Source organism: Thalassovita taeanensis (assembly GCF_900110775.1).
In the GTDB taxonomy this organism is placed as follows: Bacteria; Pseudomonadota; Alphaproteobacteria; order Rhodobacterales; family Rhodobacteraceae; genus Litorimicrobium; species Litorimicrobium taeanense.
Map to the genome: position 1 here is coordinate 293,247 of NZ_FOEP01000002.1, position 25,919 is coordinate 319,165.

General features: G+C 60.6%; 29 protein-coding genes. 8 read left to right on the plus strand and 21 right to left on the minus strand.

Going from position 1 to position 25,919, the window contains the following annotated elements; genetic code table 11:
- Positions 1–100: 100 nt before the first annotated feature.
- Both BSF79_RS03840 and BSF79_RS03845 read right to left on the minus strand, forming a co-directional pair.
- Positions 101–328: a DUF1150 family protein gene (locus tag BSF79_RS03840; RefSeq protein ID WP_090268459.1), complete on the minus strand. Its 228-nt coding sequence runs from the start codon at positions 326–328 to the stop codon at positions 101–103.
- A 4-nt stretch (positions 329–332) separates the two neighbouring features.
- Positions 333–746: an Hsp20 family protein gene (locus BSF79_RS03845; protein WP_090268715.1), complete on the minus strand. Its 414-nt coding sequence runs from the start codon at positions 744–746 to the stop codon at positions 333–335.
- A 162-nt stretch (positions 747–908) separates the two neighbouring features.
- On the opposite strand from BSF79_RS03845, the gene BSF79_RS03850 reads away from it, so the two are divergent.
- From BSF79_RS03850 to BSF79_RS03860, 3 genes are read left to right on the plus strand one after another with little or no spacing between them, the layout of a single operon-like run.
- On the plus strand, positions 909–1,133 hold the full coding sequence (locus BSF79_RS03850; protein ID WP_090268460.1) for a YdcH family protein: 225 nt from the start codon (positions 909–911) through the stop codon (positions 1,131–1,133).
- A gap of 46 nt (positions 1,134–1,179) precedes the next feature.
- On the plus strand, positions 1,180–1,668 hold the full coding sequence (gene purE, locus BSF79_RS03855; protein WP_090268461.1) for a 5-(carboxyamino)imidazole ribonucleotide mutase: 489 nt from the start codon (positions 1,180–1,182) through the stop codon (positions 1,666–1,668).
- The gene (locus BSF79_RS03860) at positions 1,661–2,728 is read left to right on the plus strand and encodes a 5-(carboxyamino)imidazole ribonucleotide synthase (protein WP_090268716.1); all 1,068 of its coding nucleotides are present in this window, start codon (positions 1,661–1,663) and stop codon (positions 2,726–2,728) included. The genes purE and BSF79_RS03860 overlap by 8 nt, the downstream gene beginning before the upstream one ends.
- A 71-nt stretch (positions 2,729–2,799) precedes the next feature.
- Here BSF79_RS03860 and BSF79_RS03865 read toward each other — a convergent pair whose 3' ends face one another.
- From BSF79_RS03865 to BSF79_RS03880, 4 genes are all read right to left on the minus strand, one after another.
- The gene (locus tag BSF79_RS03865) at positions 2,800–3,936 is read right to left on the minus strand and encodes an alpha-D-ribose 1-methylphosphonate 5-triphosphate diphosphatase (protein WP_090268463.1); all 1,137 of its coding nucleotides are present in this window, start codon (positions 3,934–3,936) and stop codon (positions 2,800–2,802) included.
- Positions 3,933–4,658, minus strand: coding sequence for a lipase family protein (locus tag BSF79_RS03870; RefSeq protein WP_090268465.1), 726 nt, complete (start codon positions 4,656–4,658; stop codon positions 3,933–3,935). Before BSF79_RS03870 ends, BSF79_RS03865 begins: the two co-directional genes overlap by 4 nt.
- Before the next feature lie 50 nt (positions 4,659–4,708).
- Entirely contained in the window at positions 4,709–5,188 is a 480-nt protein-coding gene (locus BSF79_RS03875; RefSeq protein ID WP_175545249.1) for a GNAT family N-acetyltransferase, read from the minus strand.
- Positions 5,189–5,334: 146 nt separating this feature from the next.
- A complete protein-coding gene (locus BSF79_RS03880; RefSeq protein WP_090268468.1) occupies positions 5,335–6,150 on the minus strand; it encodes a DUF6473 family protein in 816 nt (271 codons plus the stop codon).
- A 159-nt stretch (positions 6,151–6,309) separates the two neighbouring features.
- Here BSF79_RS03880 and BSF79_RS03885 point away from each other — a divergent pair, with 159 nt between their 5' ends.
- Positions 6,310–7,185, plus strand: coding sequence for a 3-hydroxybutyryl-CoA dehydrogenase (locus BSF79_RS03885; RefSeq protein WP_090268470.1), 876 nt, complete (start codon positions 6,310–6,312; stop codon positions 7,183–7,185).
- Here BSF79_RS03885 and BSF79_RS03890 read toward each other — a convergent pair whose 3' ends face one another.
- From BSF79_RS03890 to BSF79_RS03920, 7 genes are all read right to left on the minus strand, one after another.
- Positions 7,186–8,016, minus strand: coding sequence for a lysophospholipid acyltransferase family protein (locus BSF79_RS03890; protein ID WP_090268717.1), 831 nt, complete (start codon positions 8,014–8,016; stop codon positions 7,186–7,188). It abuts the gene before it with no gap.
- Between the two features lie 84 nt (positions 8,017–8,100).
- Positions 8,101–8,379 (minus strand): HPr family phosphocarrier protein, encoded by a 279-nt coding sequence (locus BSF79_RS03895; RefSeq protein ID WP_090268472.1) that lies wholly within the window; start codon positions 8,377–8,379, stop codon positions 8,101–8,103.
- Between the two features lie 5 nt (positions 8,380–8,384).
- On the minus strand, positions 8,385–8,777 hold the full coding sequence (locus BSF79_RS03900; RefSeq protein WP_090268474.1) for a PTS sugar transporter subunit IIA: 393 nt from the start codon (positions 8,775–8,777) through the stop codon (positions 8,385–8,387).
- Positions 8,778–8,793: 16 nt separating this feature from the next.
- Positions 8,794–9,705, minus strand: a complete 912-nt coding sequence (gene rapZ / locus BSF79_RS03905) for an RNase adapter RapZ (protein ID WP_090268718.1) — start codon at positions 9,703–9,705, stop codon at positions 8,794–8,796.
- Between the two features lie 15 nt (positions 9,706–9,720).
- On the minus strand, positions 9,721–10,212 hold the full coding sequence (locus BSF79_RS03910) for an HPr kinase/phosphorylase (RefSeq protein WP_245776309.1): 492 nt from the start codon (positions 10,210–10,212) through the stop codon (positions 9,721–9,723).
- Positions 10,154–11,872, minus strand: a complete 1,719-nt coding sequence (locus BSF79_RS03915) for a sensor histidine kinase (protein ID WP_090268476.1) — start codon at positions 11,870–11,872, stop codon at positions 10,154–10,156. The genes BSF79_RS03910 and BSF79_RS03915 overlap by 59 nt, the downstream gene beginning before the upstream one ends.
- Entirely contained in the window at positions 11,872–12,573 is a 702-nt protein-coding gene (locus BSF79_RS03920) for a response regulator transcription factor (protein WP_090268478.1), read from the minus strand. The genes BSF79_RS03915 and BSF79_RS03920 overlap by 1 nt, the downstream gene beginning before the upstream one ends.
- Before the next feature lie 381 nt (positions 12,574–12,954).
- On the opposite strand from BSF79_RS03920, the gene BSF79_RS03925 reads away from it, so the two are divergent.
- Positions 12,955–14,553, plus strand: a complete 1,599-nt coding sequence (locus tag BSF79_RS03925) for a phosphoenolpyruvate carboxykinase (RefSeq protein ID WP_090268481.1) — start codon at positions 12,955–12,957, stop codon at positions 14,551–14,553.
- Positions 14,554–14,628: 75 nt separating this feature from the next.
- Here the strand turns inward: BSF79_RS03925 and BSF79_RS03930 are convergent, their stop codons facing one another.
- Complete coding sequence (locus BSF79_RS03930; RefSeq protein WP_090268483.1) at positions 14,629–15,333, minus strand: hypothetical protein; 705 nt, start codon at positions 15,331–15,333, stop codon at positions 14,629–14,631.
- A 41-nt stretch (positions 15,334–15,374) separates the two neighbouring features.
- Positions 15,375–16,277, minus strand: a complete 903-nt coding sequence (locus BSF79_RS03935; protein WP_090268486.1) for a helix-turn-helix domain-containing protein — start codon at positions 16,275–16,277, stop codon at positions 15,375–15,377.
- A gap of 229 nt (positions 16,278–16,506) precedes the next feature.
- Here BSF79_RS03935 and BSF79_RS03940 point away from each other — a divergent pair, with 229 nt between their 5' ends.
- Positions 16,507–16,884 carry a helix-turn-helix domain-containing protein gene (locus BSF79_RS03940; protein WP_090268720.1) on the plus strand — a complete coding sequence of 126 codons (378 nt, stop codon included), beginning with the start codon at positions 16,507–16,509 and terminating at the stop codon, positions 16,882–16,884.
- A 4-nt stretch (positions 16,885–16,888) separates the two neighbouring features.
- Here the strand turns inward: BSF79_RS03940 and BSF79_RS03945 are convergent, their stop codons facing one another.
- Positions 16,889–17,659 (minus strand): sulfite exporter TauE/SafE family protein, encoded by a 771-nt coding sequence (locus tag BSF79_RS03945; protein ID WP_090268489.1) that lies wholly within the window; start codon positions 17,657–17,659, stop codon positions 16,889–16,891.
- A gap of 144 nt (positions 17,660–17,803) precedes the next feature.
- Between BSF79_RS03945 and BSF79_RS03950 the strand changes: the two genes are divergently transcribed.
- On the plus strand, positions 17,804–19,489 hold the full coding sequence (locus tag BSF79_RS03950; RefSeq protein WP_090268491.1) for an acyl-CoA dehydrogenase family protein: 1,686 nt from the start codon (positions 17,804–17,806) through the stop codon (positions 19,487–19,489).
- Positions 19,490–19,660: 171 nt separating this feature from the next.
- On the plus strand, positions 19,661–20,494 hold the full coding sequence (locus tag BSF79_RS03955) for a 3-oxoadipate:acetyl-CoA acetyltransferase (RefSeq protein ID WP_090268493.1): 834 nt from the start codon (positions 19,661–19,663) through the stop codon (positions 20,492–20,494).
- A gap of 96 nt (positions 20,495–20,590) precedes the next feature.
- Here BSF79_RS03955 and BSF79_RS03960 read toward each other — a convergent pair whose 3' ends face one another.
- The 5 genes from BSF79_RS03960 to BSF79_RS03980 all read right to left on the minus strand — a co-directional run bounded on the left by BSF79_RS03960 (position 20,591) and on the right by BSF79_RS03980 (position 25,801).
- On the minus strand, positions 20,591–21,568 hold the full coding sequence (locus tag BSF79_RS03960) for an SLAC1 anion channel family protein (protein WP_090268721.1): 978 nt from the start codon (positions 21,566–21,568) through the stop codon (positions 20,591–20,593).
- A 225-nt stretch (positions 21,569–21,793) separates the two neighbouring features.
- The gene (locus BSF79_RS03965) at positions 21,794–22,666 is read right to left on the minus strand and encodes an amidohydrolase family protein (RefSeq protein ID WP_090268495.1); all 873 of its coding nucleotides are present in this window, start codon (positions 22,664–22,666) and stop codon (positions 21,794–21,796) included.
- Positions 22,667–22,743: 77 nt separating this feature from the next.
- The gene (locus BSF79_RS03970; RefSeq protein ID WP_090268497.1) at positions 22,744–24,540 is read right to left on the minus strand and encodes a feruloyl-CoA synthase; all 1,797 of its coding nucleotides are present in this window, start codon (positions 24,538–24,540) and stop codon (positions 22,744–22,746) included.
- A gap of 11 nt (positions 24,541–24,551) precedes the next feature.
- Positions 24,552–25,025 carry a MarR family winged helix-turn-helix transcriptional regulator gene (locus BSF79_RS03975; RefSeq protein ID WP_090268500.1) on the minus strand — a complete coding sequence of 158 codons (474 nt, stop codon included), beginning with the start codon at positions 25,023–25,025 and terminating at the stop codon, positions 24,552–24,554.
- A 5-nt stretch (positions 25,026–25,030) separates the two neighbouring features.
- On the minus strand, positions 25,031–25,801 hold the full coding sequence (locus BSF79_RS03980; RefSeq protein WP_090268722.1) for a crotonase/enoyl-CoA hydratase family protein: 771 nt from the start codon (positions 25,799–25,801) through the stop codon (positions 25,031–25,033).
- Positions 25,802–25,919 lie beyond the last annotated feature (118 nt).

Genomic DNA, 25,919 nt, shown 5'->3' on the forward strand with positions numbered 1-25,919 from the left:
CGCATTAAAAAACGCCGTCCCTATCAGAGGGGCGGCGTTTTCAATTTCTACACCAGTCAAGTCGTGCCGCATTCCAACCGCACCGACCACCGCAACTTGGTTAGTGAACGGTTACAGGGGCCAGATCATTCTGGCGTGCCAGCAAAAAGGCCATCTTCCGGTCCTTGACCAGCGCCAGCCGCTCACCTTCGGCACTGTGCACAGCGTAAAGCGTGTCGGCACCCTCAGCCTGCTCTCGAATTTCTTCAGGCAGATCCACAACTTTCACCGGCCGGACATAAACGATGGGGTTTTCGCCTTCATCGCCAAAATCATATTTCACATCCATGCCTTCACCCTTTCCTGATCATGATTGTCTGCACCACGGTTTCCGGCTGCGCGCGCGTCAGATCGACATGCAGCAGACCATTCTCCATGACAGCTTCGCCTACCTCAACGCCATCAGCCAACACGAACGAGCGCTGAAACTGCCGTGCCGCGATCCCGCGATGCAGGAATACGCGCCCCTCGGCGTCATCGTTCTGACGACCGCGAATCACCAACTGACGGTCCTCGACCGTAATCGCCAGATCCTCTTCAGCAAATCCGGCCACAGCTAACGTGATCCGATAGGAATTGGCCGAGGTCTGTTCGATATTGAACGGCGGATACCCTTCATTGCCGGATTTCGCATTGCGCTCCAGCAGCCGTTCCAACTGGTCAAACCCCAGCAAATAGGGGTGCGACCCCAAGGTAAGTTTTGTCATCGACACGTCCTCATCATCAAGCGACAGTCCAGTTTGCGCAGGTCCCGCATCGGCAACCCACCCTTTGAAATATGGGCACAGCACCGCCCGGGTGCAAGGGCTTTGCGAAACGCTTGGTTTTCAGTATCTTAAAAGTCAGGCAGAAAAACGGAATCACCCAACATGAACGCACCCACAGACATTGCAATGAAGACCGACGATGTTCTGCGGATCGAGCTAGAGGTTTTCCGCCGTGAACACCGCGATCTGGACGAGGCGATTGCAGCTCTGGTCGCGCGTGGCACCGGTGATCAGCTGACGATTCAACGGCTTAAGAAGAAAAAGCTGCGCCTGAAGGACATGATCGCCCAGATCGAAGACCGCCTGACGCCGGATATCATTGCGTAACCCCCTGCCTTGGCTATAGTGCGCGCTCCAATCTGCGGGGTTTGAGATGACACAGGTAAAAGTCGGCATCATCATGGGCAGCCAATCCGACTGGCCCACGATGAAAGAAGCCGCCGCCATTCTGGATGAACTGCAAATTCCATACGAGGCCAAGATCGTCTCGGCGCACCGCACACCGGACCGCCTGTGGGCCTATGGCAAAACCGCGGTCGAGCGTGGCCTGCACGTGATCATCGCAGGCGCCGGCGGTGCCGCGCACCTGCCGGGCATGATGGCCTCAAAAACCCGCGTGCCGGTGATCGGCGTCCCGGTGCAGACCCGCGCCTTGTCGGGTGTCGACAGTCTGTATTCCATTCTGCAAATGCCCAAGGGCTTTCCGGTCGCCACCATGGCCATCGGCTCGGCCGGGGCGGCCAACGCGGGCCTCATGGCCGCTGGCATCCTCGCCATCGCCGATCCCGCCATCGCCGCCCGGCTTGATGCCTGGCGCGCAGCCCTCTCGGCCTCCATCCCGGATGAACCCACCGATGACTGATCCTCTCAAAACCGGCGCAACCATCGGCATTCTGGGCGGCGGCCAATTGGGGCGGATGCTCTCTGTCGCGGCGTCCCGGCTTGGCTTCAAAACCCACATCTTTGAACCCGGCGCCAATCCGCCCGCCGCCGATGTCGCCCATGCCGTCACCACCGCATCTTATGACGACGAAGCCGCCCTGCGCGCCTTTGCTGCTACCGTCGATGTGATCACCTACGAATTTGAAAACATCCCGACCTCGGCGCTCGACCTCCTCGATCCGCTGCGCCCGATCCGCCCCGGCCGCCGCGCGCTGGCCGTCTCACAGGACCGCCTGATCGAAAAGGCCTTCCTGACCGATCTGGGGTTGCAAACCGCCCCCTTCGCCGCCGTCGACGACGAGGTGGATCTGGCCGAGGCTATCGAGGAAATCGGCACCCCCGCGATCCTGAAAACCCGCCGCTTCGGCTATGATGGCAAAGGGCAATCCCGCCTCAAATCTGCCGACGACGCGCAACAGGCCCTCACAGACATGGCCGAGGCCCCCGCCCTCTACGAAGGCTTCATTGACTTCACGCACGAAGTCTCTGTCATTGGCACCCGCAGCCTCGATGGGCAGGTCTCCTGCTTCGATCCCGGCGAAAATGTCCACCGCGACGGTATCCTGCACACCACCACCGTGCCCGCCCGCCTGACTGCCAGTCAGCGGATGGATGCGGTCCTGCTGACCGCCAAAATCCTCAACGCGCTTAAATATGTCGGCACCATGGGGGTCGAACTGTTCGTCACTCCAACCGGTCTAATCGTCAACGAAATCGCCCCGCGCGTACATAATTCCGGTCATTGGACCCAAAATGGCTGCGCGGTCGACCAGTTCGAACAACACATCCGCGCCGTGGCTGGCTGGCCGCTGGGCGATGGCAAACGCCATTCCGACGTGGTGATGGAAAACCTCATTGGCGACGATATGGACCGCGTGCCCGACCTTGCGCAGGAACCCAACACCGCGCTGCACCTCTATGGCAAGGCCAAGGTCAAGCCGGGTCGCAAAATGGGCCATATCAACCGGATCAAAGCCTGAGCCTCACACCGCTCAGGCTTCTTTCTGACCCAAATACTCCCCGCGGAGCGTCCCAAACTCTCTGTGGGCGCTTACGACAAGAGCCGTGCGGCAACCTCGCCACTCAGATAGGTCGCACAGCCCCCCGCCAGCGTCGCGCCCAAACGCCCGGCGCCATCCAGTACAATCAAATCAGCGCGCTTGCCCGGCGCCAATACACCGCGATCGTCCAGCCCCAACAGGCGCGCAGGCCCCTCTGAGACCAGCCGCCACGCCTGCGCCACTCCGATCCTGTCCGCCAATTGCAGCGCCGCCATTCGGGGCGCAGGGTAATAGTAATCGGATGCCAGCGCATCACACAGCCCTGCCTGCACAAGATCAGCCGCGCTGACATTGCCGGAATGTGACCCGCCCCGCATCACGTTTGGCGCGCCCATGATCACGCTGTCACCACCCGCCCGCGCCGCCGCGGCCGCCTCCTGCGTTTCAGGGAACTCCGACAATGCCACTCCGCGCGCGCGCCACGTCAGTCGGCCCTCCGCCGTCGCATCGTCATGGCTGCCCAATCGCACGCCCCGCGCCGACAGCCGCGCAGCCAGTGCTGCGACCGCTTCGGGCACGTCAGCGCTGCGGGCATGCATTTTCTGTATCTGCGCCAGATAGACCTCTGGGTTGCGCCCGCTTTTCAGCGCTTGCCCCGTCAGACGCGGGGGGCGCTTGCCCTTGGCCAACGCCGCGTGTGGCAGGTGGTCGTTGAACACCACATATTCCACACCAAACGCCGCAACCGCTGCTTCAAATGCCGCGTAATCCTCCAGCATGTGGGTCTCGAACCGCAGCTGTGCCCGCATGTCAGTTCCGCCGCTGCGGTACCCCTCCAAAGCCGTCAGAAACTTCTGGGCAAAGTCCGGGCCGCGCAGCCCGCCTTCCCAGCTCCAGAATTGCGCCAGCACTGCCGTCGTGATCCCATTCCCCGCCAGCTCTGCCTCGACCGAGGTCAGCCCCACGTTCAGATCACGCATCGCCCCGCGACGCGGCGCCAGATGCCGCTCGAACCCGTCACCGTGGATGTCCACGATCCCTGGCAGAACCGTGCAACCGCTCAGGTCGACGCGGCGCCCCACAGCCTGCCCCACTATCTTTCCCGCGCTCAGACACAGATCGCCTTGTTTCAGCCCACCCGGCCCCAGCACCTGCGCCCCTGTCAGGGTCAGCGACAGCGCGCTCATTCGTATTCCGGCAGCAGCATCAACGCCTCGCCCCATGTCATCGCCGGATCAAAGGCTCCGGTTTCCAGAAACCGCAACGCCTGCGCGATCACCAGCGGATTGTTCATCATGAATGTGTGGGTCACCGGCAAGATGATATGGTCGCGCATCCCCTCAACCCGGGTCGAGGCAACCGAGACCTTGCCATCATCCGGCCCGCCAATCATCGCGGAAAACGCAGGGTTGAGCGAACGATTGCCCGCGATCACCCCAAGATCAAAATCTACTGGCGGCAGATGCGCGGGCAGCCCCGCCTGCCCCGTCCGCAATTGCTGCCCCGCCGGTCCGTTCAGCCAGCTGAATGCTTCCAGATCGCCCAGCACATCCACAATTTCGGATCCACCATTGGGCGGCGACAGCATCACAACCCGCCCCAGTTGCGTCGGCCGATGCGCCACCAGCCAATACCGCAGCAGAATGCCCCCCATCGAGTGGGTCACGAAATGGGTCGTTTGATCACCGCATCGCTCAATCGCACCGGGCAAGACATTCAGCGCCAGATTGGCGATCGTTTCCTCGGTCGACGCATACCCCGGCCGCACCACATCATACCCATGCGCCCGAAAGACCTGCTCCAGCAGCAAAAAGGACGTTTCGGTGCGTGCCAGCCCGTGCAACAGCACGACGCAGTCGGCCCGGACCACGCCGGGGATCAGAAGAAGAAAGGCCAGAAGGAATCGCATCTTCCCCAGATAAGGGTAAATCCTGCATGACAAAACCCCTGCCCCGATCCTCAGAGGCGGGAAAACGCCTCTGGATAAAGCAATGCGCCGCTGAGCCCAGCATTGTCGGGCCTGATCGGATAGACCAGCGTATTTTCGTCTGAAAATGGCGTGGTCAGGTTTGACGCCGCCGCGCGGGTGAACCCGAACCGGCGATAGTATTGCGCGTGGCCCAGCACCGTGATCGCCAGAACGTCTGCCTGTCGCGCGGCTTCCAGCCCACTGCGCACAAGGTCGCTGCCAAATCCGTGACCCTGCATCTCGGGATCAACCGCAACAGTGCACAGGCTCCACCACCCTTGCGGCATCGGATGAACGGCAAAGCAGATATGGCCAACAACCGCCCCGTCATGCTCCAGAACCAGCTCCACGGCGATGTCATTGGCCTCGCGCAGAGCCTGCACAAGCCAAGGCTCATAGCTACGTCCGTATGCGCGCCCGGTCAGGCGGGCTACAGCGATCCGATCTGGATCATACAATACTCTTATCATACTCATTTCCCGACAACCGAAGGATGCGGTCCACTTCTGTATCGCCCCCCCGTGCGTCGAAAACAAATGGAAAAACAACAGCCTGCGCTAAATCCCCCTGAGCCTGACGTTACGTCATTCAACCATATCGTGTTTTGCCCACCCCTTTAACGCTTCAGGGCACCCCGCGCAGACAGATCATTAATGACAGCTGAAAGATCCTGCGCCACGCGCAAATGTGTCGCGGCATTGGGCAACCCGACAGCGGCTGTGGCCTCGAACGGCGTAAATACCATGCCTCCGTTATCCTGCGCTGCCGCTTCTTCACAGCGCACCTGAATCATCGCCGCTGCTATCGGCCGCAACTCGCTCATCATCGCCGGTGTCACAAAACCATGCGCATGATCCGGCCCCTCCTCCAGCCACAACAAAACCGCGGGGCGCGCCATATGATGCAGGATCGTTGCCATCCGGTGTGACCATGTTTTTTGCAACGCCCGCACCACCAGATCAAACCGGCGCGGCGAGCGGCGTTCAAGCGCGCTCAGGACATGGCCAATAAAGTTGAACTCGGTGAAATCTACAGACGGGAAAAGCCTGCGCAACGGTTCATGTGCGGTAATGAAACGATCGTTGCGCCGCGGATGCACCGAATAAAAACAGTTCGACACATATTGCGCCCCCATCACCTGCAACACGATCACTCGCGCCCGTCTGGCACGGGCAATCACCGTGGCATCTTGGGCGAACGCGTCGATGCCCGCGTTTACACATCCAAAATTGATACTTGGTATGCCCGTCATCTCCTCGACAAGGGACGGGAACGGCCTGGGGATAAACTTCCCATAGGTCTCTGTCCCACCAATAAACAAGGCATAGTCCCGATCCAGATGTCGCCCCGGTCCGCGAAATACCAATTTTGACGTGCCATATTGGCACGGCAGATAGTCCAGGGCCCCCGCCCCGGCGTGTTCAAATGTCATGGCTCCCACCAATGTTATACTCACCCGGACCCAGATTCGCCTGAAGGTCTTGAAAAACTCCTAATTTGCAAATTCATGCTAAGTTTTAACCACTGCCCACCCTTGCGGCTGGACCCGCGCCGCGCATATGATTTTCGCAAAGCACAAAGGGACAGGCGCATGGACATTCAGAAAATTGGCGTTGTTGGCGCGGGCCAGATGGGCAACGGCATTGCACACGTCATGGCGCTTGCGGGCTATAACGTCGTGATGACCGATATCAGCCAGGACGCGCTGGACGCGGCCGTTGCCCTGATCGGTCGCAACCTTGACCGGCAGGTCAGCCGCGACAAGATCAGCCAAGACGCCAAGGATGAGGCGATGGCGCGCATCTCCACCACGCTGACCCTCACCGATCTGGGCCAGACCGATCTGGTGATCGAAGCCGCGACCGAGCGCGAAACCGTCAAACAGGCGATCTTCGACGAGCTTCTGCCGCACCTGCAACCGCATACGATCCTGACCTCGAACACCTCCTCGATCTCAATTACCCGCTTGGCCAGCCGCACCGACCGGCCCGAGCGTTTCATGGGCTTCCATTTCATGAACCCCGTGCCGGTAATGCAGTTGGTCGAGCTGATCCGCGGCATTGCCACCAACGAGGAAACCTACAAAGCCTGCCACGCCGTGGTGGATCGCTTGGGCAAAACCGCCGCCTCGGCCGAGGATTTCCCCGCCTTCATCGTCAACCGCATCCTTGTGCCGATGATCAACGAGGCTGTTTACACGCTCTATGAAGGCGTCGGGAACGTGAAATCCATCGACGAGTCGATGAAACTGGGCGCAAATCACCCGATGGGACCGCTGGAACTGGCTGATTTCATCGGGCTGGATACCTGTCTGGCGATCATGCACGTGCTGCACGACGGGCTGGCCGACACCAAATACCGCCCCTGCCCGCTGCTGACCAAATATGTCGAGGCCGGATGGCTGGGCCGCAAGACCAAACGCGGGTTTTATGATTATCGCGGCGACGTGCCAGTGCCGACGCGCTGATCAGTCCTTCAGCGCCAGCGTGTGATCCCGCAACCAGGCCATGAAGCCGCGCGGGTCACTCGTCAGCCGCTCCATCTGCGCCTCGGTCAGTGGGTCGCCAACGATCGGCGCCTGCGGGCGATTGCAGCTGTGCACGATTTCGTGCAGCAACAGCCCCTGTCGCAATGTCGCCGAAACCCGGTTGGCCATGTGATACCAGCGCGAATTGGCCCCCGGAAAGAAGATCGGGACCACTTTCGCACCGGACCGGCGGATCATCTGCGCTGTGAACACGTTCCACTCGGCCTCAATCGCGGGGCCGAACATCGTCTCCGATGCTGCCACAACGCCTGACGGGAAGACACTGATCACCCCGCCGCTTTTCAAATGCGTCATCGCCTGTGCCCGCATCTCAACGCTCTTGCGCTGTGCGTCTTCCTCATGCGGGAATGGCACCGAGATCATGTAGGACGTAGCAACCTCGTCAATTCCGGTCAGCACGGCCCGCGTCAGGATCTTATAGTCATCGCGCCGCCGCCCGATCAGATCCGCCAGGATCATGCCATCCACCATGCCGTGCGGGTGGTTGGCGACCACCACGACCGGGCCGGTTTCGGGAATACGGTCGATCTGCGACTGCGGGGTCATCAACGGAATGCCCATCACATCCAGCGCGGCCCGCCAGAACGCCTGCCCCTCGGGCGCGCCCTGCTTCTCGAACCGGCGGATCATGCGCAGGATTGTCAGTTTTCCCGTGAACCATTCCACGGCTTTGATCGCCAGCGTTTTCAAACGGCTGTCAAAGGTGCTGGCATAGGTCAGGCTGCGGCGGTCGTAGGTGGTATAGTTCACCACCTGCGGGCCCTGCCCCTGTTGTTCATTCTGAGAGCTGTCTACCACTTGGGCCGCACCATTCTTACCTTGGCGCGCGCGCGCCTACATCTCTTCCCCGAACCGGTCCGCTACCAAGGCTTCAAGCGCATCCGCCAAAGCCCCGGCATCCGCGCCCGAGGTCTGGACCTCAATAGTAGTTCCTTTTGACGCTGCCAACATCAAAAGCCCCATGATGCTGTCACCCGAGGCGCTCATGCCATCGCGCGAAACTTCGGCGCTGGCGTCAAACCCCTCGACCACCTCGACCAGCTTGGCCGAAGCGCGGGCATGAAGCCCCTTTACGTTGATGATCTTCAATGTGCGGTGCGTGGTCTCAGGCATGTTTTCTAAGCTTTTGATATGTTCTGGCTGTCAATATACTTCCGCCCTGCTTCCATCGCAGCACGAACCGCATCTGCTACACCAAGATGGCGGCTCTTGGCCAGCTTGATCAGCATCGGCAGGTTCGCGCCGTACAAAATGCGCCGCCCAGATGGCTGGCACGCCAACAATGACAGGTTTGACGGCGATCCGCCGAACATATCCGTGACCACGACCACGCCCTGGCCCTGATCCACCGCATCGGCGGCCTCGCAAATCTCTCTTTGTTTCAGGCTGCGGTCGTGTTCGGCTTCGATCGAAATCGCCCGGATACCGCTTTGCGCCCCAACCACATGTTCGATCGCGGCCAAATATTCCTTGGCCAAGCCTCCATGCGCGACGATGACGATACCGATCACGCTTGCCTTCCTTTGCTCACAAGTCGCTGTTTGCCGCAATCACGGCGGGGGCAGAGCTTTGTTTTCGCTCCAGTTCGCGATGTCTAGTTGACACCTGCCAGCCGTCCTCCGCAAGGGCCTGCGACAGCTTTTCTGTTATTGCGACCGATCTGTGTTGCCCTCCGGTACACCCAAAGCCGATTGCGAAATGCGCTTTGCCCTCCTCCAAATAGGCAGGCAGCAGCATCTGCGTCAGGTCCAGCACCTTGTCAAAGAACGCCGCAAACCGCGCATCTTCGGCCACATAGGTTGCCACTTTCCCCGCGCGCCCATCCATCCCGCGCAGCGCAGGCTCCCAATATGGGTTGCGCAAAAATCGGCAGTCCAGCACCATATCCATGCCGCGCGGCAGCCCGCGCTTATAGGAAAACGAGTTGACCGACACCGCCAGCCGCGGCCCGGTCTCGCTGGCGAACAACCGCTGCAATTCCGCGCGCAACTCGTGCGGGGTCAGGTCCGAACTGTCGATCAGCATATCGGCACGCGCCAGAATCGGCACCAGCAGGTCACATTCGCGCCTGATCCCCTGCTCGGGGTCTTCCGCCGGGGCCAAAGGATGCCGCCGCCGCGTTTCGGAAAACCGCCGCAGCAAAACATCGCGGCGGCAGTCCAGATAAAGCAGATCCGGCACGATCCCCGGCATCCCCTGCAACCGGTCCAGGGTTTCAATCAGCGCATTGACCGAAAAATCCCGGTTGCGCACATCCAGCCCCAGCACCAGATCCCGCGAAAGCGGCGGCCCGTCCAACAGGCGCGGCAACAAGGACAAAGGCAGGTTATCAATCGCCTCATATCCCAGATCCTCAAGCGTCCGGATCGCGGTTGTTCGCCCTGCCCCCGACGGCCCCGTCACCAGAACGATGCGGCGTCGCGGTGGCTGTTGGCTCATGCTGTCTGTCATCGGTCAGCTCTGTCGCCCCACCTTCAGAAATTGCAGAATCGCAGCCGGAAAATGCTGCGCCTGCACATTGTGCACCAAGGGACAGCAAACGCCCAGCACCGTCTTGTGCCGAACTTCGGGCAGGCGCTGATCCTCGATTTGGTCCAGATCCACCCACAGCGCCACCTCGGCAGGCCCCTCGGCCTCGGCGCCAAGAATGCCGACAAACCGCGCCTCGATCTGCCCCCGGATCGTGTCCGGCGCATCGGCCAGCAACATATCGCCCTGACGCCACAGACAGGTCCGATCATCCGCAACCAGAATGGCCCCCATCGCCATAAGCTGCAACGACAGTGCCGATTTTCCGGCGCCCGACGCGCCGGTGATCACCACCGCGCGCCCGTTCAGCGCCACACTGCTGGCATGTAGGATTAAACGGTCAGCGCCCGTCGCCACGTCAGACAGGCAGGCCCACGACAAAGCGCGCGCCCAGTGGTTCTGACGTAACATCCGCATCGGTCGGACGGATATTCTCGGCCCAGATCACCCCATCATGCGCTTCGATAATCTGCTTCGAGATCGCCAGCCCCAGACCGGAATTATTGCCAAACTGGCTTTCTGGTCGCTCGGAATAGAAGCGTTTGAACACTTTTGTCAGCGCCTGTTCGGGGATGCCGGGGCCGGTATCTTCGACCACGACCAGAACGCGGTTTTCCCGCCGACGGGCCCAGACCCGGATCGCATCGCCATCCTCGCAAAAGCTGATCGCATTGGTGATCAGATTGACAAACACCTGTGCCAAACGCGCCTCAAGCCCCAGGATCATGACCGGCGTTTTTGGCAGATCGGTAATGAAATCAATCCCCTGCTCGCCTGCCTGCTGCCCCAGATATTCGCTCAGGTTGCCCAACATCTTCATCAGGTCGAAGGATTCCTGCTCTTCCTTTACCAGCTCGCTGTCCAGCCGCGAGGCATTCGAAATATCTGACACCAACCGGTCCAGACGGCGCACATCGTGGTCGATCACATCCAGCAGTTTCTCGCGCTGATCATCGCGCTTGGCGACCCGCAGCGTCCCCACGGCCGAGCGCAGGCTGGCCAGCGGATTCTTGATCTCATGCGACACATCCGCTGCAAACTGTTCGTTGCTGTCGATCCGGTCATAAAGCGCCGAAACCATACCGCGCAACGCGCCAGACAGACGGCCAATTTCATCCGGGCGGGCCGTCAGATCCGGGATGCGGATCCGTCCCGCCGCGGCTTGCCTGCGGTCACGGGCGCTGCCCAGCTCCGCCGCCGAGGCCAGATCCGCAAGCGGATTGGCTATGGTCGAGGCCAGAACAAGGCTCAGCCCGATCGAGACCAGCGTCGCAATCAGGAACATCTGAAGCACACGCTCACGCTCGCTGCGCACAAGGTTGTCCACCTCGCCCGCAGCACTGGTCAGGGCAACGGCCCCCACCGGTTGATTGTCCTGCATGATCGGGGTCGCGACGGTGAAAACCGTTCCGCCATCAGCGGCCTGCCCGGTTTCGATCTGCGCCCCCGAGGCCATGGCCCGAACCGCCAGCGCGCGCGCCTGATCCTCAAGGCTGGGCAGCACCTGCGCCGCCCCGTGCGGGTTGAGCACCCCCGACAGGCCGGACCAAATCCAGGTCAGCGTATCAGTAATCACTGTCGTGCCGCGCCCGGCAGAATCCTTGGCCCGCACAACACCTTTGCCTTCGCCCGCCCCAATCAGGGCTTCTGCGGGATCAAAGACAAACACCTCGACCCCTTTGCGCAGGTCCAGACCATCCAGTGTCCGCACCACGTCCAGCCCGTCACCGGCGCCCAGACTAACGGGCGCCCCGACCGGCAATTGCGCCTCGAACACATCAGCAATCAGCTCTGCTTGCGCGGCCAGTGCATTCGCCCGCTCCACCGCCAGCGAATCCCGCGAGGAATTCAGCATCAGCACGCCTGCGACCAGAATATTCAGCGCGATCAGATTGAACGTAATGATTTTGCGCGTCAGTGGTGAACGGTTCAACGTCAGAAAGCCGCGCCGTTCCCTCCGAACGCGCAGCTCCTTCTCGACGGTGCTGTCGGGGGCAACAAAATCGTCCCCCAACACGACATCACCGTCGCGCCCTGGTGCAGTATCCCGCAAGCTGATCCCTTCCGCGAGAGCCATTACTCTTCGTTATATCTGTATCCGATGCCATACAGCGTCTCGATCGCCGAAAATTCGGTATCGGCCGTGCGCATCTTCTTGCGCAAACGCTTGATATGGCTGTCGATGGTGCGGTCATCGACATAAACCTGATCATCATAGGCGACGTCCATCAGCTGATCGCGCGATTTCACGAAACCGGGGCGCTGTGCCAGCGCTTGAAGCAGCAGAAATTCGGTGACCGTCAAGGACACATCGTTCCCCTTCCAGCTGACCGAATGGCGCAGCGGGTCCATCCGCAATTCGCCGCGCTCGATAACCTTGGTTTCTTCGGTCTCGCCCACCTCATCTGTCGCCACAGCTTCCTGACGGCGCAGCAGCGCCCGGATACGCTCGACCAGAAGCCGCTGCGAAAACGGCTTTTTCACATAGTCATCCGCGCCCATGCGCAGCCCCAGAACCTCGTCGATTTCGTCATCCTTCGAGGTCAGGAAAATCACCGGCATCTGGGTTTTCTGCCGCAGACGCTGCAACAGATCCATCCCGTCCATGCGAGGCATCTTGATATCCAGAACAGCCATATCGGGCAGCTTTTTATTGAAAGCATCCAAAGCCGACTGTCCGTCGTTATACGTTTCTACCTCAAACCCTTCTGCCTCAAGGGTCATGGCCACCGATGTCAGGATATTCCTGTCATCGTCCACAAGGGCGATCTTCGACATTCGCGAATTCCTTTTACTACTCTTATTGCCTGATTTTCTTATTGCCTGATTTTTTCCCTATTATGGTCATTTTCAGCGTTTGCAATCAATCCCTAACTGCGAATCAGGAGCCGCCCGGAAATGATTTAGCGTTAAATTCCTCAACCAATGGCTAATTTGGGTCGCATTGTTCAGCCTCGGTGACCTCAGGTCAGAGGAATTTCGCCGTGATTGCGCTAACCTGAGACTGGTTGCGCTAACTGCGCAAAAGCGTCCTGTTCCTTCATGGAAGCGTCATGTTAAGACCCCGACTATCGGGTGTGTTCCCGATCGTGGCGGGAGAGGAGTCCCGCCCCGCAGATAAGAACGCCGCAGATTTCGCGGCTACAGGAGCTTGGCAATATGACATTTGGACGGGTAAACCCCCAATTCCGGCTGGAAGATCAGGGGATCGAAGGTCTGGGCAATGTCTTTTACAATCTTATGGAGCCTGCGCTTGTTGAAGCCGCGCTCAAAAACGATGAAGGAACACTTGGGAATGGCGGTGCCTTCCTTGTGACCACCGGCAAATTTACGGGCCGGTCGCCGAAAGACAAACATGTGGTCAAAACCGACAGCGTGGTCGACAGCATCTGGTGGGAAAATAACGCCGCCATGTCGCCCGCAGGATTTGACGCACTCTATGCCGATATGCTGGCCCACATGAAGGGCAAAGACTATTACGTTCAGGATCTGGTTGGCGGCGCCGACCCGGCCCATTCGATCAACGTCCGCATGGTGACCGAACTGGCTTGGCACGGGCTGTTCATCCGCCACCTGCTGCGCCGCCCCGAACGCGACGCACTGAACGGGTTCCTGGCGGATTTCACCGTCATCAACTGCCCGACCTTTCAGGCGGATCCCGCCAAACACGACTGCCGCAGCGAAACCGTGATCGCGATGAACTTCGACAAGAAGATCATCCTGATCGGTGGCACCGAATACGCGGGCGAGAACAAGAAATCCGTATTCACCCTGCTGAACTACCTGCTGCCGGAAAAGGGCATCATGCCGATGCACTGCTCGGCCAACCACGCCACCGGAAATCCGGTCGACACCGCCGTGTTCTTCGGCCTGTCGGGCACTGGCAAAACCACCCTGTCGGCAGATCCTTCGCGCACGCTGATCGGCGATGACGAACACGGCTGGTCCGATCGCGGCACCTTCAACTTCGAAGGCGGCTGCTATGCCAAGACCATCAACCTCAACCCCGAGGCTGAGCCGGAAATCTATGCCACCACCAAAAAATTCGCCACCGTGATCGAGAACATGGTCTTCGACGAAGAAACCAAAGAACTGGATTTCGAGGATGACAGCCTGACCGCAAACATGCGTTGCGCCTATCCTCTGGAATACATCTCGAACGCGTCGGACACGGCCCTTGGCGGCCACCCCAAGAATATCATCATGCTGACATGTGATGCGTTTGGCGTTCTGCCCCCGATCTCGCGGCTGACCCCGGCGCAGGCGATGTACCACTTCTTGTCCGGTTTCACCTCCAAAGTTGCCGGGACCGAGCGTGGCGTGACCGAACCCGAGCCCACCTTCTCGACCTGCTTCGGCGCCCCCTTCATGCCGCGCCGCCCCGAGGCGTACGGCAACCTGTTGCGCGAAAAAATCGCCAAGCACGGCGCCACCTGCTGGCTGGTCAACACCGGCTGGACCGGCGGCGCGTACGGCAGCGGCAGCCGGATGCCGATCAAGGCCACCCGCGCCCTGCTCACTGCGGCGCTTGAAGGCTCCCTGAACGATGCAACCTTCCGCAAGGACGAAAACTTCGGCTTCGATGTTCCCGTCTCGGTTGCCGACGTTGATGACAAGCTGCTGGACCCGCGCCAGACTTGGTCCGATCCGGCCGCCTATGACGCGCAGGCCAAGAAGCTGGTGCAGATGTTTGCCGACAACTTCGAGCAGTACCTGCCCTATATCGACGAAGACGTGAAAGCCGCCTCGATCGGCTGATCTCGCTTCACCTGTAAGATTATTGCAAACCGCCCCGGTCATCCTGATGCCGGGGCGGTTTTGTTTTGCCTGCCGTCACGCCGCGATTTCCTCGGCCGGAATGTGAATGACGTGGCGGATATCCTCCAGCCCCATCCAGACCATATTGCAGTCCATCGGCTTGTTCTTGCCCTCGATCTTCCAGCTCAGACAATATGGGTCGCTATGCATATAGCCTTCCCGCTCGGCCAGTCCGCGCCGGGCAATCGGGCGCAGCATGAAACCAAACACGAAATCCGGCTGCCAGTTCAACATCGAGGTCAGAAACGCGAAACGCGCCAAAACATCGATCAATCCGCGTCCGCGATAGATAGGGTCATCCTTTAGCCACATTTCTCCGTGATACACCGCGCGCCCAGTGATTCGCTTGGCTCCCGGCCCCGGACGGAACCAAGATCCGTCCATATCAATCCCCGCACCGCCGGGCGGAAAGTCACCGAAACGCGCCGACATATACCGTGCCAAGGTCTGATCGCACAGGTCCAGCAAACGCATCGCCTGCGTGTGCACCACCTGCCCCTGCGGGTTGCGTCCAACCACCCAAAACCCTCTGGCAGAAGGCAAAAATTGCTTTTTCGGGTCAAACGGCGGGCCCAGCGGCTGCTCGGGGCGGCCTTGACTGACAAGCCGGGCATATTCATCGAAGTCGTCGCCGACTGTCAGATAAATCTGGTTGGCGCTCAGCGTATTCATCGTTTCGGTCAGAAAGCGCGCGCCGTCAAAAACGTCGTGAATGGTCATTTGGGTCTCCTGTGTGTTCCGGTTCACACAGGATGACCAACCTATGAGGAAAAGTCTTTTCCTAGTTCCTCTTCTGCGGGTATTGAATCCATTACCAGATTTTCCGGCATCAAGCGGATCTGCGCATCGCTGACCCCTTCAATCCGCAGATCGTGACTGCGCTCAACCAACGAGGCGAGCGCGAAACTACCGTCAGGAAAGCGGCACCCCATCAGCAATCTCTTGAAGCTGATCGGCTCCATATTGCCGTCCTCACCGCGGTGCATCTGGGTGAACACGTGGTCGTATCTCAGCCCGTGATTGGCGCGCACCTCCTCAAAGGGTTGCGCCAGAAGATGCGCCAGCGCGGCGCCGCCCGGCAGACTGGGCACCTTGCGCCCGATCGCGCTTAATTCCCACCGCCAGCCATACCAAGTCGCATAAGAAGACTCGCTGCCAACCTTGGCACAGACCCAATCGCCCTCCAGCCTGCGAAACACCATCAGATTGGGCCGGATCGGTTCAAGCGCCGGGCTTTCAATATCGCCCTCGGCTTCGGCCCAACACTTGATCCCCTGCTTCAACAAACGCGATTTGCTGGTCCAGATGTCGCTGATCGGATGTTGTTGCAGGTGGTAATACCAATCGCCATCCCCGCCCCGGTTGATCAGATACAGCCCGCCAATATGGCCCGCTTCATTGTTGATCCACGCCCGGCCCCGCGCCAGAATATCCTCGGCTTCGCGCACTGACCTGCGGCCCGCATCTGTCAGATGGTATTGTCGGTCCTCGACTTCGAAAAGCGCCTCACCCTTGATCTGCTCCAGAATACTGATGTGCCGCCGCACCGTCTGGCGCGTCGAAGACAACTTTTCCACCGCCCGTGACAGGTTCAACGTATCGGCGAGAGTCGTGAAAGAGCGTAGTAATTCAAACAGCAAAGCGTGATTCTGTTGTTCTGACATAAATGCTCCTTGCCCCGTTTCACCCGCACTCGCAGAGAATTCCCCAACACCCTGCGTTATGCTGCACCGCAAAATACCATAAAAACAACGACCTTTACCACTCTAACGCGACGGTACGCAAATCATACATCATAGGTACACAAATCTTCCCAAATTGGAAATTTCTAACCAGTTGATTGAAAATCGGAATTGTCTTTTCTTGTTCAGGTAGTCTGAAATGGAAAAAGTTATGTCGCACCCAGTAGATGTTCATGTTGGAAAAAAGCTTAAAAATCTGCGCGTTCTGCGCGGACAGACCCAGACCGATGTCGCAAAGGGGTTGGATATCTCCTTCCAGCAGGTTCAGAAGTATGAACTTGGCCGGAACCGGATTTCCGCCAGCAAATTGTTCGAACTTTCGAACATCCTGAATGTGGCGCCATCCTATTTCTTCGACGGATTGAATCAGTCCGCAGATGGTTCAAGCCCCGTCATCGACGAGGAAACCGCCCGCATCGCGGCTGTTTTCAGCAAGATCAAGGACGAGCGCCTGAAATCACAGATCCGCTCGTTCATCGATGCGGTCGCCGGGTATGCTCCGACCCCCGAAGAAACGCCCGTCAGCTAAGGCGTCAGCCGATCAAAGCGCGGCGCACCAGATTAAGCGCCGCAATCAGCAGGATGAGCAGCGTCGCTTTCTTGAAAGCCACCTGATCAATTCGGTCCTGTATCTGAAACCCCAGCCAGGTGCCTGCCAGCGCGGGCACCAGCAGCGCCACGGAAAACGGCAACGTCTCGGCCCGCACCACGCCCGAACCGATATGTGCGCCGAACAGTGCCACCGCGCCCAGCCCGTAAATCACGCCCTGAATGCGCATCTGCTCGGTCTTCGCCGTGTCCAGCGCTGTCAGATACAGCACCGTCGGCGGGCCCCAGACCCCCGACATGCCGCCCAAAAAACCGGCAAAACCGCCAATGCCCGCTTCGACCCAGCCATGCCCGCGCTCGGGCAGCCGAAACTGCCACCCCAGCAGCTGGATGATCGAAAACACCGACACCGGGCCCCCGATCAGCAACAGCATCACCCAATGCGGGATCACCCGCACCAGTTGCGCACTGATCAGCAAAGCCACCAGCCCGACCAGCAAAAACACCCGGAATCGCTTGACCGAGCCCCACGCCGCCGCGTGCCCCTGGCGCAGCGCCTGCCAGCCGTTGGTCAAAACCGTCGGCAGGATCAACCCCGCCAGCGCCAATTCCGGGCTGATCAGGCTGCTTAGCCCGGAAATCAGGATCATCGGCATGGCGAATCCCACCATGCCCTTGATCACGCCCGCCAAAAGGGCAACCATGCAGGACAATAGAAAAACCTGCGGCGACATCAGTGAGAAAAGCATATCCATTCGCTCTCTTATCACCGTTCTCGCATGCTGCACCGCAAAAATCGACGCGCAATAATCGAACGTGACGCAGACAAATAAGGTATTTTTGTTGCGCTGCACTTGCAAAGTGTCTAGGACGGGGCGCAGCAAAACAGGATAAGATTCATGGCCCACGACGGACAGGACAGCGCAATGGCAACCCCCACTCTTCTTCCCGATCTTCTGACGCTGACAGCGGCGTCGATTGCCCCGGTGGAACAGGTGCTTGCCACCGCCACCGAAAGCCTGCGCGGCCTTGTCACGGCTGATGGCCGGGTGTCCGCCGGCCTGATCGAGGCAAACCAGACCGCCGCCCACGGCCTGTCCTGGCTTGCCACCTACACCGAAGCGCTGCGCCAGATGCAAAAATGGGCCGAGCGCCTCAGCACCGACGGCAAATTCGGCGAGATCGAACAGCTGATCCACCAGATCGCCTTTGGCGAATACCTGCACCAGATCGCTGGCGGCATCCCGATGAGCCAGACCGAAATCTTCCGCCTGCGCGATATGGGGCTGGGCTGGGATGCGCTCGCGCCCTTCCAGACCACCGAGGTGCAAACCCTCATGGCGCAAGGCAACAATCAGGCCGCCCGCACCCGTCTGGTCGAACTGATGCAAGAACAGTCCGCCAACGTCACCGTCGGCGCCACCGGCCTTGAGGACGAACTGGAAATGATCCGCGATCAGTTCCGCCGCTTCGCGCTGGACAAGGTCGAACCCTTTGCGCACGACTGGCACCTCAAGGACGAACTGATCCCGATGGAGATCATCGAGGAACTGGCCGAAATGGGCGTCTTTGGCCTGACCATCCCTGAAAACCTCGGCGGTTTCGGCCTGTCCAAGGCCAGCATGGTCGTCGTCTCCGAAGAACTCTCACGGGGCTATATCGGCGTCGGCTCTCTGGCCACCCGGTCCGAGATCGCCGCCGAGCTGATCCTTTGCGGCGGCACGGACGAGCAGAAATCCCAATGGTTGCCCAAGATCGCCAGCGGTGAAACCCTGCCGACCGCCGTGTTCACCGAACCCAATACCGGCTCCGATCTTGGCAGCCTGCGCACCCGCGCCACCAAAGACGGCGATGATTACCGCGTCACCGGCAACAAGACCTGGATCACCCACGCCGCCCGCACCCATGTCATGACCCTGCTGGCGCGTACCGATCCCAACACCACCGATCACCGCGGCCTCAGCATGTTCCTTGCCGAAAAAACCCCCGGCACCGATGAGGCGCCCTTTCCGACCGAAGGCATGACCGGCGGCGAAATCGAGGTGCTCGGCTATCGCGGCATGAAGGAATACGAACTGGGCTTCGACAACTTCCACGTCAAAGGTGAAAATCTGCTCGGCGGCGAAGAAGGCAAAGGCTTCAAGCAGCTGATGCAGACCTTCGAATCCGCCCGCATCCAAACCGCCGCCCGCGCCATTGGCGTCGCGCAATCGGCACTGGATGTCGCGATGCAATATGCCATCGACCGCAAACAATTCGGCAAATCGCTGATCAACTTCCCCCGCGTGTCCGGTAAACTGGCGATGATGGCCGTCGAAATCATGGTCGCACGGCAGCTGACCTATTACAGCGCCTGGCAAAAAGACCACGACAAACGCTGCGACCTTGAGGCGGGCATGGCCAAACTTCTGGGCGCTCGCGTCGCCTGGGCCTCGGCCGATAACGGGCTGCAAATCCATGGCGGTAATGGCTTTGCGCTGGAATATAAAATCAGCCGCATCCTGTGTGACGCGCGTATCCTGAACATCTTCGAAGGGGCCGCCGAAATTCAGGCGCAGGTGATCGCCCGCCGCCTTCTGGACTGATCCAGCCTCAAATCGACATGATATAAGCCCGGCCACGTGCCGGGCTTTTTCGTGTGCCAACGGCCCTTGCGCGCCACATCGCCTTTGCAAGACTTGCCCGGCGGGATAGATATATGGCAATGTCAATTACCTTGCGGCACCGGCCGCACCAGACCAGAAAGCGCGCCCCTAATGACAAAACCCTGCATCATCTGCGTTGCCATCACCGGCAGCCTGCCCACCAAGGCCGACAACCCCGCCGTGCCCGTCACCGTCGAAGAACAGATCGAAAGCACACAAGAAGCCTTCGAGACCGGCGCCAGCATCTGTCACGCCCACGTGCGCAACCCTGATGAGACCCCCAGCAGCGACCCCGAGAAATTCGCCCGCCTCAAGGAAGGGCTGGAAAAGCACTGCCCCGGCATGATCATCCAATTCTCCACCGGTGGCCGCTCTGGCGCGGGCGAGACCCGTGGCGGCATGCTGTCGCTGCGCCCCGATATGGCCTCGCTTTCGGTCGGGTCCAACAACTTTCCCACCCGCGTCTACGAGAACCCGCCTGCGCTGGTTGACTGGCTGGCCTCCGAGATGAAAACCTATGGCGTCCGTCCCGAAATCGAAGCCTTCGACCTGTCCCACATCCATCAGGCCGCTAAAATGTATGCCGATGGCCGTCTGGTCGACTCGCCCTATGTGCAGTTCGTCATGGGCGTGAAAAACGCCATGCCCGTCGACCGCGACGTGTTCGATTACTATATCAAAACCGTCAAACGCCTGCTGCCCGACAGCGAATGGTGCGCCGCCGGTATCGGCCCGCACCAGATCACGCTGAACGACTGGGCCGTGTCCTCGGGCGGCCACGCCCGCGCGGGGCTTGAGGACAACGTCCGCCTCGATAAAAATACCCTCGCGCCGTCGAATGCCGCGCTGGTGCAGCGCGTGGTTGATCTGTGCGACAAGTATCAACGCCCCGTCGCCACCGCGGCCCAGGCGCGTGAGATGCTGGGGCTGCGCCCGATCAGCTAAGGCATTGCCTGCCGGACGCGAAGATGCCTCCGGCAGGGATATTTTTAAAATGTGGAACCGGGCGGCGGCGCAGGCCGCCCTGTTTGCGCGGCGCGGTTATTCCGGCACGCAGATCTCGTTTGCGCGTATCGCGCGTGCGGTGCGGATCAGCAGCGCCAGAATGATCACCAGCAAAACTGCCAGCAACCCGGTGCCGATCAGCTTGTGCACCGTACTGCCCGTTGTGGCGGCGAAGTTGAAGCTGGCGATGGTGACCGCAGCGAAGGGAAAGCTCAGCGCCCAAAAGCTCAGCGCGAAGTTCAGCTTCACGATACGTGGCAACTGAACCGCGACGATCAGCGTGAACAGATAGGCTCCGTTCAGCAGGATGCGCGCGAATGCGTCCACATCCCCCACCAGCCGCACCCAAGCCACAAAGGCCACGGCCGGTGGCGCAATCAGGATCACCAGCGTCGGCTGCAACCGCCCCGGCAGCGGATCATGAAAGATCAGCCGGTTCATCACCAGCGTCAGCAGCACCACCCAGAAGATCAGCCCGACCGCCATGAAATACCAGCTAAGTTCCACATACCCCAAAGGCACCCCCGCGATCGGCACAATCACGTTGCCCACCGCCGGGATGAACCACGCAGGGCTCAACTGCCCGGTCTGAAAGCTCCGCGATCCGATCCAGCCCGAAACAACTGCGATGGTCAGCGCGCCGTGCATCGCCATCCCCACCAGCCACAGCGCCTCTGCCACCGGGGTCGCGCGTGACAGCGTTGCCGTGCCCAGCAGCAGCAGCGAGATCGAAATTGCCGGAAAAAACGCCATCCGTACCGGATGATGCCACTCGCCCGCCACAGCCGCCGGATACCGCAGCGCCTTGAGCGCATAGATCAGCAGGATCAGCGCAAACAGCCCCACCGCCAGGCCATAGGCCACGGTCGAGGCCGTGCTGCTCAGCCCATACGCCACCTCAGCTGCATGCAGGGCCAGCGTCAGCCCCGACACGCCCATGACAATGGCGAAAAATGTGACTGGATAATGCTCTAACCAGCTATCGGCGTGCGGGGTCTGGCTTGCGTCCGTCATGTGCGGTTCCTTCCTGCGCTGACACGGCCTTGCCCGCGCCTTACATGCAAGCCATTGCATGCAACCTCGACTCGCCGCTTTGCGCCAAGTCAAAAAGATGCCGCGCGTCAGACTCTCATACAGGATGACCGCAGCCGCGCCCCGCCACAAGCCCTGATACCAAAGCAGGGCGCGCCTGATGTCCACTTTGCCCGCACGCGCAGACTCGGCCTGCGCAGACTCGGCTCAGGTCAGGCCCAGCAACCGCGCGGCATTGCCCTTGATGATGTCCTCGCGCAGTGCATCCTTGATATCAATCTTCTCGAAATCCGCCAACCAGCGCTCAGGCGTGATCATCGGCCAGTCCGAGCCGAACAACACCTTCTTCTTCAGGATCGAGTTGCAGTATTTCACCAGAATCGGCGGGAAATATTTCGGGGACCACCCGCTCAGGTCGATATAGACGTTCGGCTTGTGCTGAGCCACGGCCAGCGCCTCTTCCTGCCAGGGGAACGACGGGTGCGCGAGGATGATCTTCATGTCGGGGAAATCCACTGCCACGTCATCCATATACATCGGGTTCGAGTATTTCAGCCGCATGCCATTGCCGCCTGGCATCCCCGAACCAACCCCGGTCTGCCCGGTGTGAAACAGCGCAATGCCGCCGTTTTCCTCGATTGCCTCGTAGAGCTCATAGGCCATCCGGTCATTGGGATAAAACCCCTGCATGGTGGGGTGGAACTTGAACCCCTTGATGCCGAAATCCTTGATCAACCGCCGCGCTTCACGCGCGCCCATCTTGCCTTTCCAGGGGTCGATGCTGGCAAAGGGAATGAGAACATCATCGTTTTCCGCAGCCAGCGCGGCGACCTCTTCGTTCTTGTACCGGCGATATCCGGTCTCGCGCTCGGCATCGACCGGGAAAATCACCGCCGCGATATTCTGCTCGCGGTAATGCGCGGCGGTCTGTTCGATCGTCGGCGGATGGGACCACGGCGCGCCGAAATACGTGGCCATTGTCGATTGCAGATCGTCATAGCCGTCGTCAGCGTGACAACCGCAGGGTTCTTCGGCGTGGGTGTGGATGTCGATCGCGCGGATTTTGGAAATATCAACCATGGCTTACCTCTTTCGTCGTTGGCGCAGGGGGCGAGGACGGATGCCTCCGGCGGGGATATTTGGAAAATGTGAAGTGCTCAGACGCGGATCACGTCCGCAGCCGTGTCATCATACAGGCGCTGGACCAAGGCGGCGCGGCGGGTCAGCACCTTGCGGGTGTTCAGGTTGCCCTTGGCCGTGACCTCGTGATCCGCCAGCGAAGGCGCTTCGGCCAGAACCATCGCGCGCCCGACCCGCGTGGACGACCCCGTGGCGCTTTCGGCCAGAACCGCCAGCCTTGCGGCGATGTCCTGCATCAGCGCAGGGTCGCTGATCACATCGCCCTCGGCGCCATTCGTGGGTGTGGCCGGGAACAAAAGCACGCCAAGTTCACTCCGGTCGTGTCCAGTAATCACCAGATCGCCGATCAGCCCTTCAAGCGCCGTCATGATCTGCCCGCGCAGGGCCGCCGCCCGCACCCATGTGCCCGAGGTCAGTTTGAAATCCTCCGAGATCCGCCCGGCGAAGCTCAGCCCGCGGTCGGGGTCCTGCGCATCGACGAACTGCACCGCGTCGCCGGTGATCAGGAAGCCATCGGTATCGAAGCTTTCGGCGGTCTTTTCGGGGTCCTCGAAATAGCCCTCCATCACGTTCGGCCCCTTCACGCGCAACTCGTACCGGCCCTCATCCTCGGGGATCAGGCGAACCTCGGTGCCGGGCAGCGGCGCGCCGACGATGCCCGAACGCGTGACCCGCTCGTGGGTCAGCAGAACCGCAGGCGCCGTTTCAGTCATACCCCAGCTTGAAACCATCAAAGGCACCGTGCCGGTCACTTCGCGGGCCATCTCGGCGATCCCGTCCCAGATTTCCTGCGGCAGTGACGCCCCGGCATAGAAGGTGAACTCCAGCCCGGTGAAAAACGCCTGCCGCAGATCCGCATCGGCGCGCAGCGCCTCAAGCTGTCGGGCAAAGCCCACCGGCACGTTGAAGGCCAGCGTTCCGGTATGCATCTTCATGTTTTCAAGGCTGCGCCCGAACAGTGCCGCGGTCGGCTTGCCGTCGTCGATATACAGCGCTCCGCCGTTGGCCAGCATCATGTTGAAGTTGTGCGAGCCGCCAAAGACATGGTTCCACGGCAGCCAGTCCACGATCTTGGGCGCCCGCGCCCGCAGCACCGGAAAGGCATCGGCAATCTGGGTCTGGTTCACGCACATCATCCGGTGCGTCGTGATCACCCCCTTGGGGTGCGATGTCGACCCCGAGGTGAACAGGATCTTGGCCAGCGTCTGCGGCCCGACCGCCGCATAAGCCGCCGCCACATCCGCAGCCCCCCCCTGCAAGGCCTGATTCATCGTGATCACCGGTCGTGGCGCCCCCGCCGGGGCGCTGGTCAGAACCGGATACCCTGCCAGTGCCTCAAGCGCCAAAGCCTCGCCATAGCGCGCCGCGTCGTCAACGAACAGCAGCCCCGGCTTCACCTTTTCAATGATATACAACAGCCGGTCATGGGCGCCGGGGATCAGCGAATATTGCTCGGCCACAGGCACGCTGGCCATCCCGACATATTGCGCCGCCAGCGTCATTAGCCCGTGATCGACCGAATTGCCCGACAGCATCACCAGCGGCCCGCGCTCCGCGTGCCCTTCGGCCAGCAACCACGCGCCCAGCGTCTGCACCATCTCCAGCGCCTGCGCATAGGTGACCTCGCGCCAGCCCGCCCCCGACCGTTCGGCCAGAAACACCGCGTCGGGCGTCGCTGCGGCCCAGTGATGCAGCCAGGCCCCGGTGGTTTCAGCAACCGGCCCCAGCGGGTGCGCCGAGCGCAACACCAAACTACCGTCAGGCCGGGTTTCGCTCAGAACTTTCTGTGGAACAGTAACAGAGTGGGCAAGCATTTCGCGCTCCTTCAGTCTGGTGAATCAATACGGCGCAAAAGCGCGATCAACTGCGCGCGCTCCTGCGGTGTCAGATTGGCCAAAAGCCGGTCTTCATGGGCATAAAGCGCGACCGACGCCGCCTCGCGGCGCTTGATCCCCGCCAGCGTCGCACGCAGCGCATAGGACCGCCGGTCGGTCGGCACCCGGTGGCGGCCAATCAGGTCGGCCTGCTCCAGCGTGTCGATGATCACAACGGTGTTGGACCGCTCCATGTTCAGCGCTGCCGCCAGTTGCGACTGCGTCACATCCGGCGTGTCACAGATCACCGACAGCGCCGAAAATGTGGTGATCCGCAGGCCGAACTCGTCCAAGACCCGCGCCGCATCGGCCTGCAGGATATGAACCGCGCGCTTCATGTTATACCCGACAAGCCCGCGCAGCCCCCGATCCAACCCCACCACAGGCGACGCAGGATCAGCAGAGGTGGATGTTGACCGCGCCATTCCGCTCACCGAAAGGTCGGAGTGCGCTTTTCAAGAAAGGCCTTCAGCCCCTCCTGCGCATCCGGGCTGGTCTGGGTCAGGGCGGCACACAGGCTTTCGGTAAACAGCCCATCCGCCTTCGACATATCCTCGATCCGCGCCAGCGCATGGATCATCACATAGTTCGACAGCCCGGCATTTTTGGCGATCTTCCCCGCCAGCTCCATCGCCAGCGGCAGCGCCTCGCCCTCGCCCACGGCATAGTGGCACAGCCCCAAGGCCTTGCCCTCTTCGGCGCCGTATTTGCGACCGGTCAGCATCATCTCGATCATCCGGTCAGCGCCCAGAATGCGCCCGACCCGCACGCTCGCGCCGCCGCCAACGTAAATCCCGCGCCGCCCCTCGGGCAGTTGGAAAATCGCTGACGGTTCGGCAATCCGCACATGGGTCGAGGTCGCAAGCTCCAGCCCGCCACCAATCACCGCGCCGAACATGGCCGACACCACTGGCAGACCGGAAAACTGGATCTTCTCCATCACCGCATGCCAGGCCCGCGAATGGCGCAACGTGCCCTCGGCGTCGCGCGCTACATGCTCGCTCAGGTCCAGCCCGGAACAATAATGCCCCGCCGTGCCGGTCAGAACCACCACCTTCACCCCCTCGGGCGGGGCGCTGAAAAACCCATCCAGCGCTGCCAAAAGCTGATCGTTCATCGCGTTGCGCTTGTCGGGCCGCGTCATCGTCAGAACCGCAATCGGCCCCTCCAGCGTGATGTTCAGGATCTCTGTTTCGCTCATCTTCATCTCCGGCAATGTCATATTTGGCTATAACTCATAACTATTATAGCTCATCTCGTCCAGTCGGGGAACGCACCCGCGAAAATCAGGCCCCGCGTTCGAAAACGCAGGGCCCGCA

Coding starts and splice junctions, on each gene's coding strand:
- BSF79_RS03975 (WP_090268500.1), bottom strand. CDS start 25,025: ATGGCGCGGTCAACATCCACCTCTGCTGATCCTGCGTCGCCTGTGGTG.
- BSF79_RS03925 (WP_090268481.1), top strand. CDS start 12,955: ATGACATTTGGACGGGTAAACCCCCAATTCCGGCTGGAAGATCAGGGG.
- BSF79_RS03870 (WP_090268465.1), bottom strand. CDS start 4,658: ATGCGATTCCTTCTGGCCTTTCTTCTTCTGATCCCCGGCGTGGTCCGG.
- BSF79_RS03885 (WP_090268470.1), top strand. CDS start 6,310: ATGGACATTCAGAAAATTGGCGTTGTTGGCGCGGGCCAGATGGGCAAC.
- rapZ (WP_090268718.1), bottom strand. CDS start 9,705: ATGAGCCAACAGCCACCGCGACGCCGCATCGTTCTGGTGACGGGGCCG.
- BSF79_RS03850 (WP_090268460.1), top strand. CDS start 909: ATGAACGCACCCACAGACATTGCAATGAAGACCGACGATGTTCTGCGG.
- BSF79_RS03945 (WP_090268489.1), bottom strand. CDS start 17,659: ATGGATATGCTTTTCTCACTGATGTCGCCGCAGGTTTTTCTATTGTCC.
- BSF79_RS03930 (WP_090268483.1), bottom strand. CDS start 15,333: ATGACCATTCACGACGTTTTTGACGGCGCGCGCTTTCTGACCGAAACG.
- BSF79_RS03955 (WP_090268493.1), top strand. CDS start 19,661: ATGACAAAACCCTGCATCATCTGCGTTGCCATCACCGGCAGCCTGCCC.
- BSF79_RS03965 (WP_090268495.1), bottom strand. CDS start 22,666: ATGGTTGATATTTCCAAAATCCGCGCGATCGACATCCACACCCACGCC.
- BSF79_RS03875 (WP_175545249.1), bottom strand. CDS start 5,188: ATGATAAGAGTATTGTATGATCCAGATCGGATCGCTGTAGCCCGCCTG.
- BSF79_RS03950 (WP_090268491.1), top strand. CDS start 17,804: ATGGCCCACGACGGACAGGACAGCGCAATGGCAACCCCCACTCTTCTT.
- BSF79_RS03970 (WP_090268497.1), bottom strand. CDS start 24,540: ATGCTTGCCCACTCTGTTACTGTTCCACAGAAAGTTCTGAGCGAAACC.
- purE (WP_090268461.1), top strand. CDS start 1,180: ATGACACAGGTAAAAGTCGGCATCATCATGGGCAGCCAATCCGACTGG.
- BSF79_RS03960 (WP_090268721.1), bottom strand. CDS start 21,568: ATGACGGACGCAAGCCAGACCCCGCACGCCGATAGCTGGTTAGAGCAT.
- BSF79_RS03910 (WP_245776309.1), bottom strand. CDS start 10,212: ATGCGGATGTTACGTCAGAACCACTGGGCGCGCGCTTTGTCGTGGGCC.
- BSF79_RS03920 (WP_090268478.1), bottom strand. CDS start 12,573: ATGTCGAAGATCGCCCTTGTGGACGATGACAGGAATATCCTGACATCG.
- BSF79_RS03860 (WP_090268716.1), top strand. CDS start 1,661: ATGACTGATCCTCTCAAAACCGGCGCAACCATCGGCATTCTGGGCGGC.
- BSF79_RS03915 (WP_090268476.1), bottom strand. CDS start 11,872: ATGGCTCTCGCGGAAGGGATCAGCTTGCGGGATACTGCACCAGGGCGC.
- BSF79_RS03895 (WP_090268472.1), bottom strand. CDS start 8,379: ATGCCTGAGACCACGCACCGCACATTGAAGATCATCAACGTAAAGGGG.
- BSF79_RS03865 (WP_090268463.1), bottom strand. CDS start 3,936: ATGAGCGCGCTGTCGCTGACCCTGACAGGGGCGCAGGTGCTGGGGCCG.
- BSF79_RS03935 (WP_090268486.1), bottom strand. CDS start 16,277: ATGTCAGAACAACAGAATCACGCTTTGCTGTTTGAATTACTACGCTCT.
- BSF79_RS03980 (WP_090268722.1), bottom strand. CDS start 25,801: ATGAGCGAAACAGAGATCCTGAACATCACGCTGGAGGGGCCGATTGCG.
- BSF79_RS03880 (WP_090268468.1), bottom strand. CDS start 6,150: ATGACATTTGAACACGCCGGGGCGGGGGCCCTGGACTATCTGCCGTGC.
- BSF79_RS03940 (WP_090268720.1), top strand. CDS start 16,507: ATGTCGCACCCAGTAGATGTTCATGTTGGAAAAAAGCTTAAAAATCTG.
- BSF79_RS03840 (WP_090268459.1), bottom strand. CDS start 328: ATGGATGTGAAATATGATTTTGGCGATGAAGGCGAAAACCCCATCGTT.
- BSF79_RS03845 (WP_090268715.1), bottom strand. CDS start 746: ATGACAAAACTTACCTTGGGGTCGCACCCCTATTTGCTGGGGTTTGAC.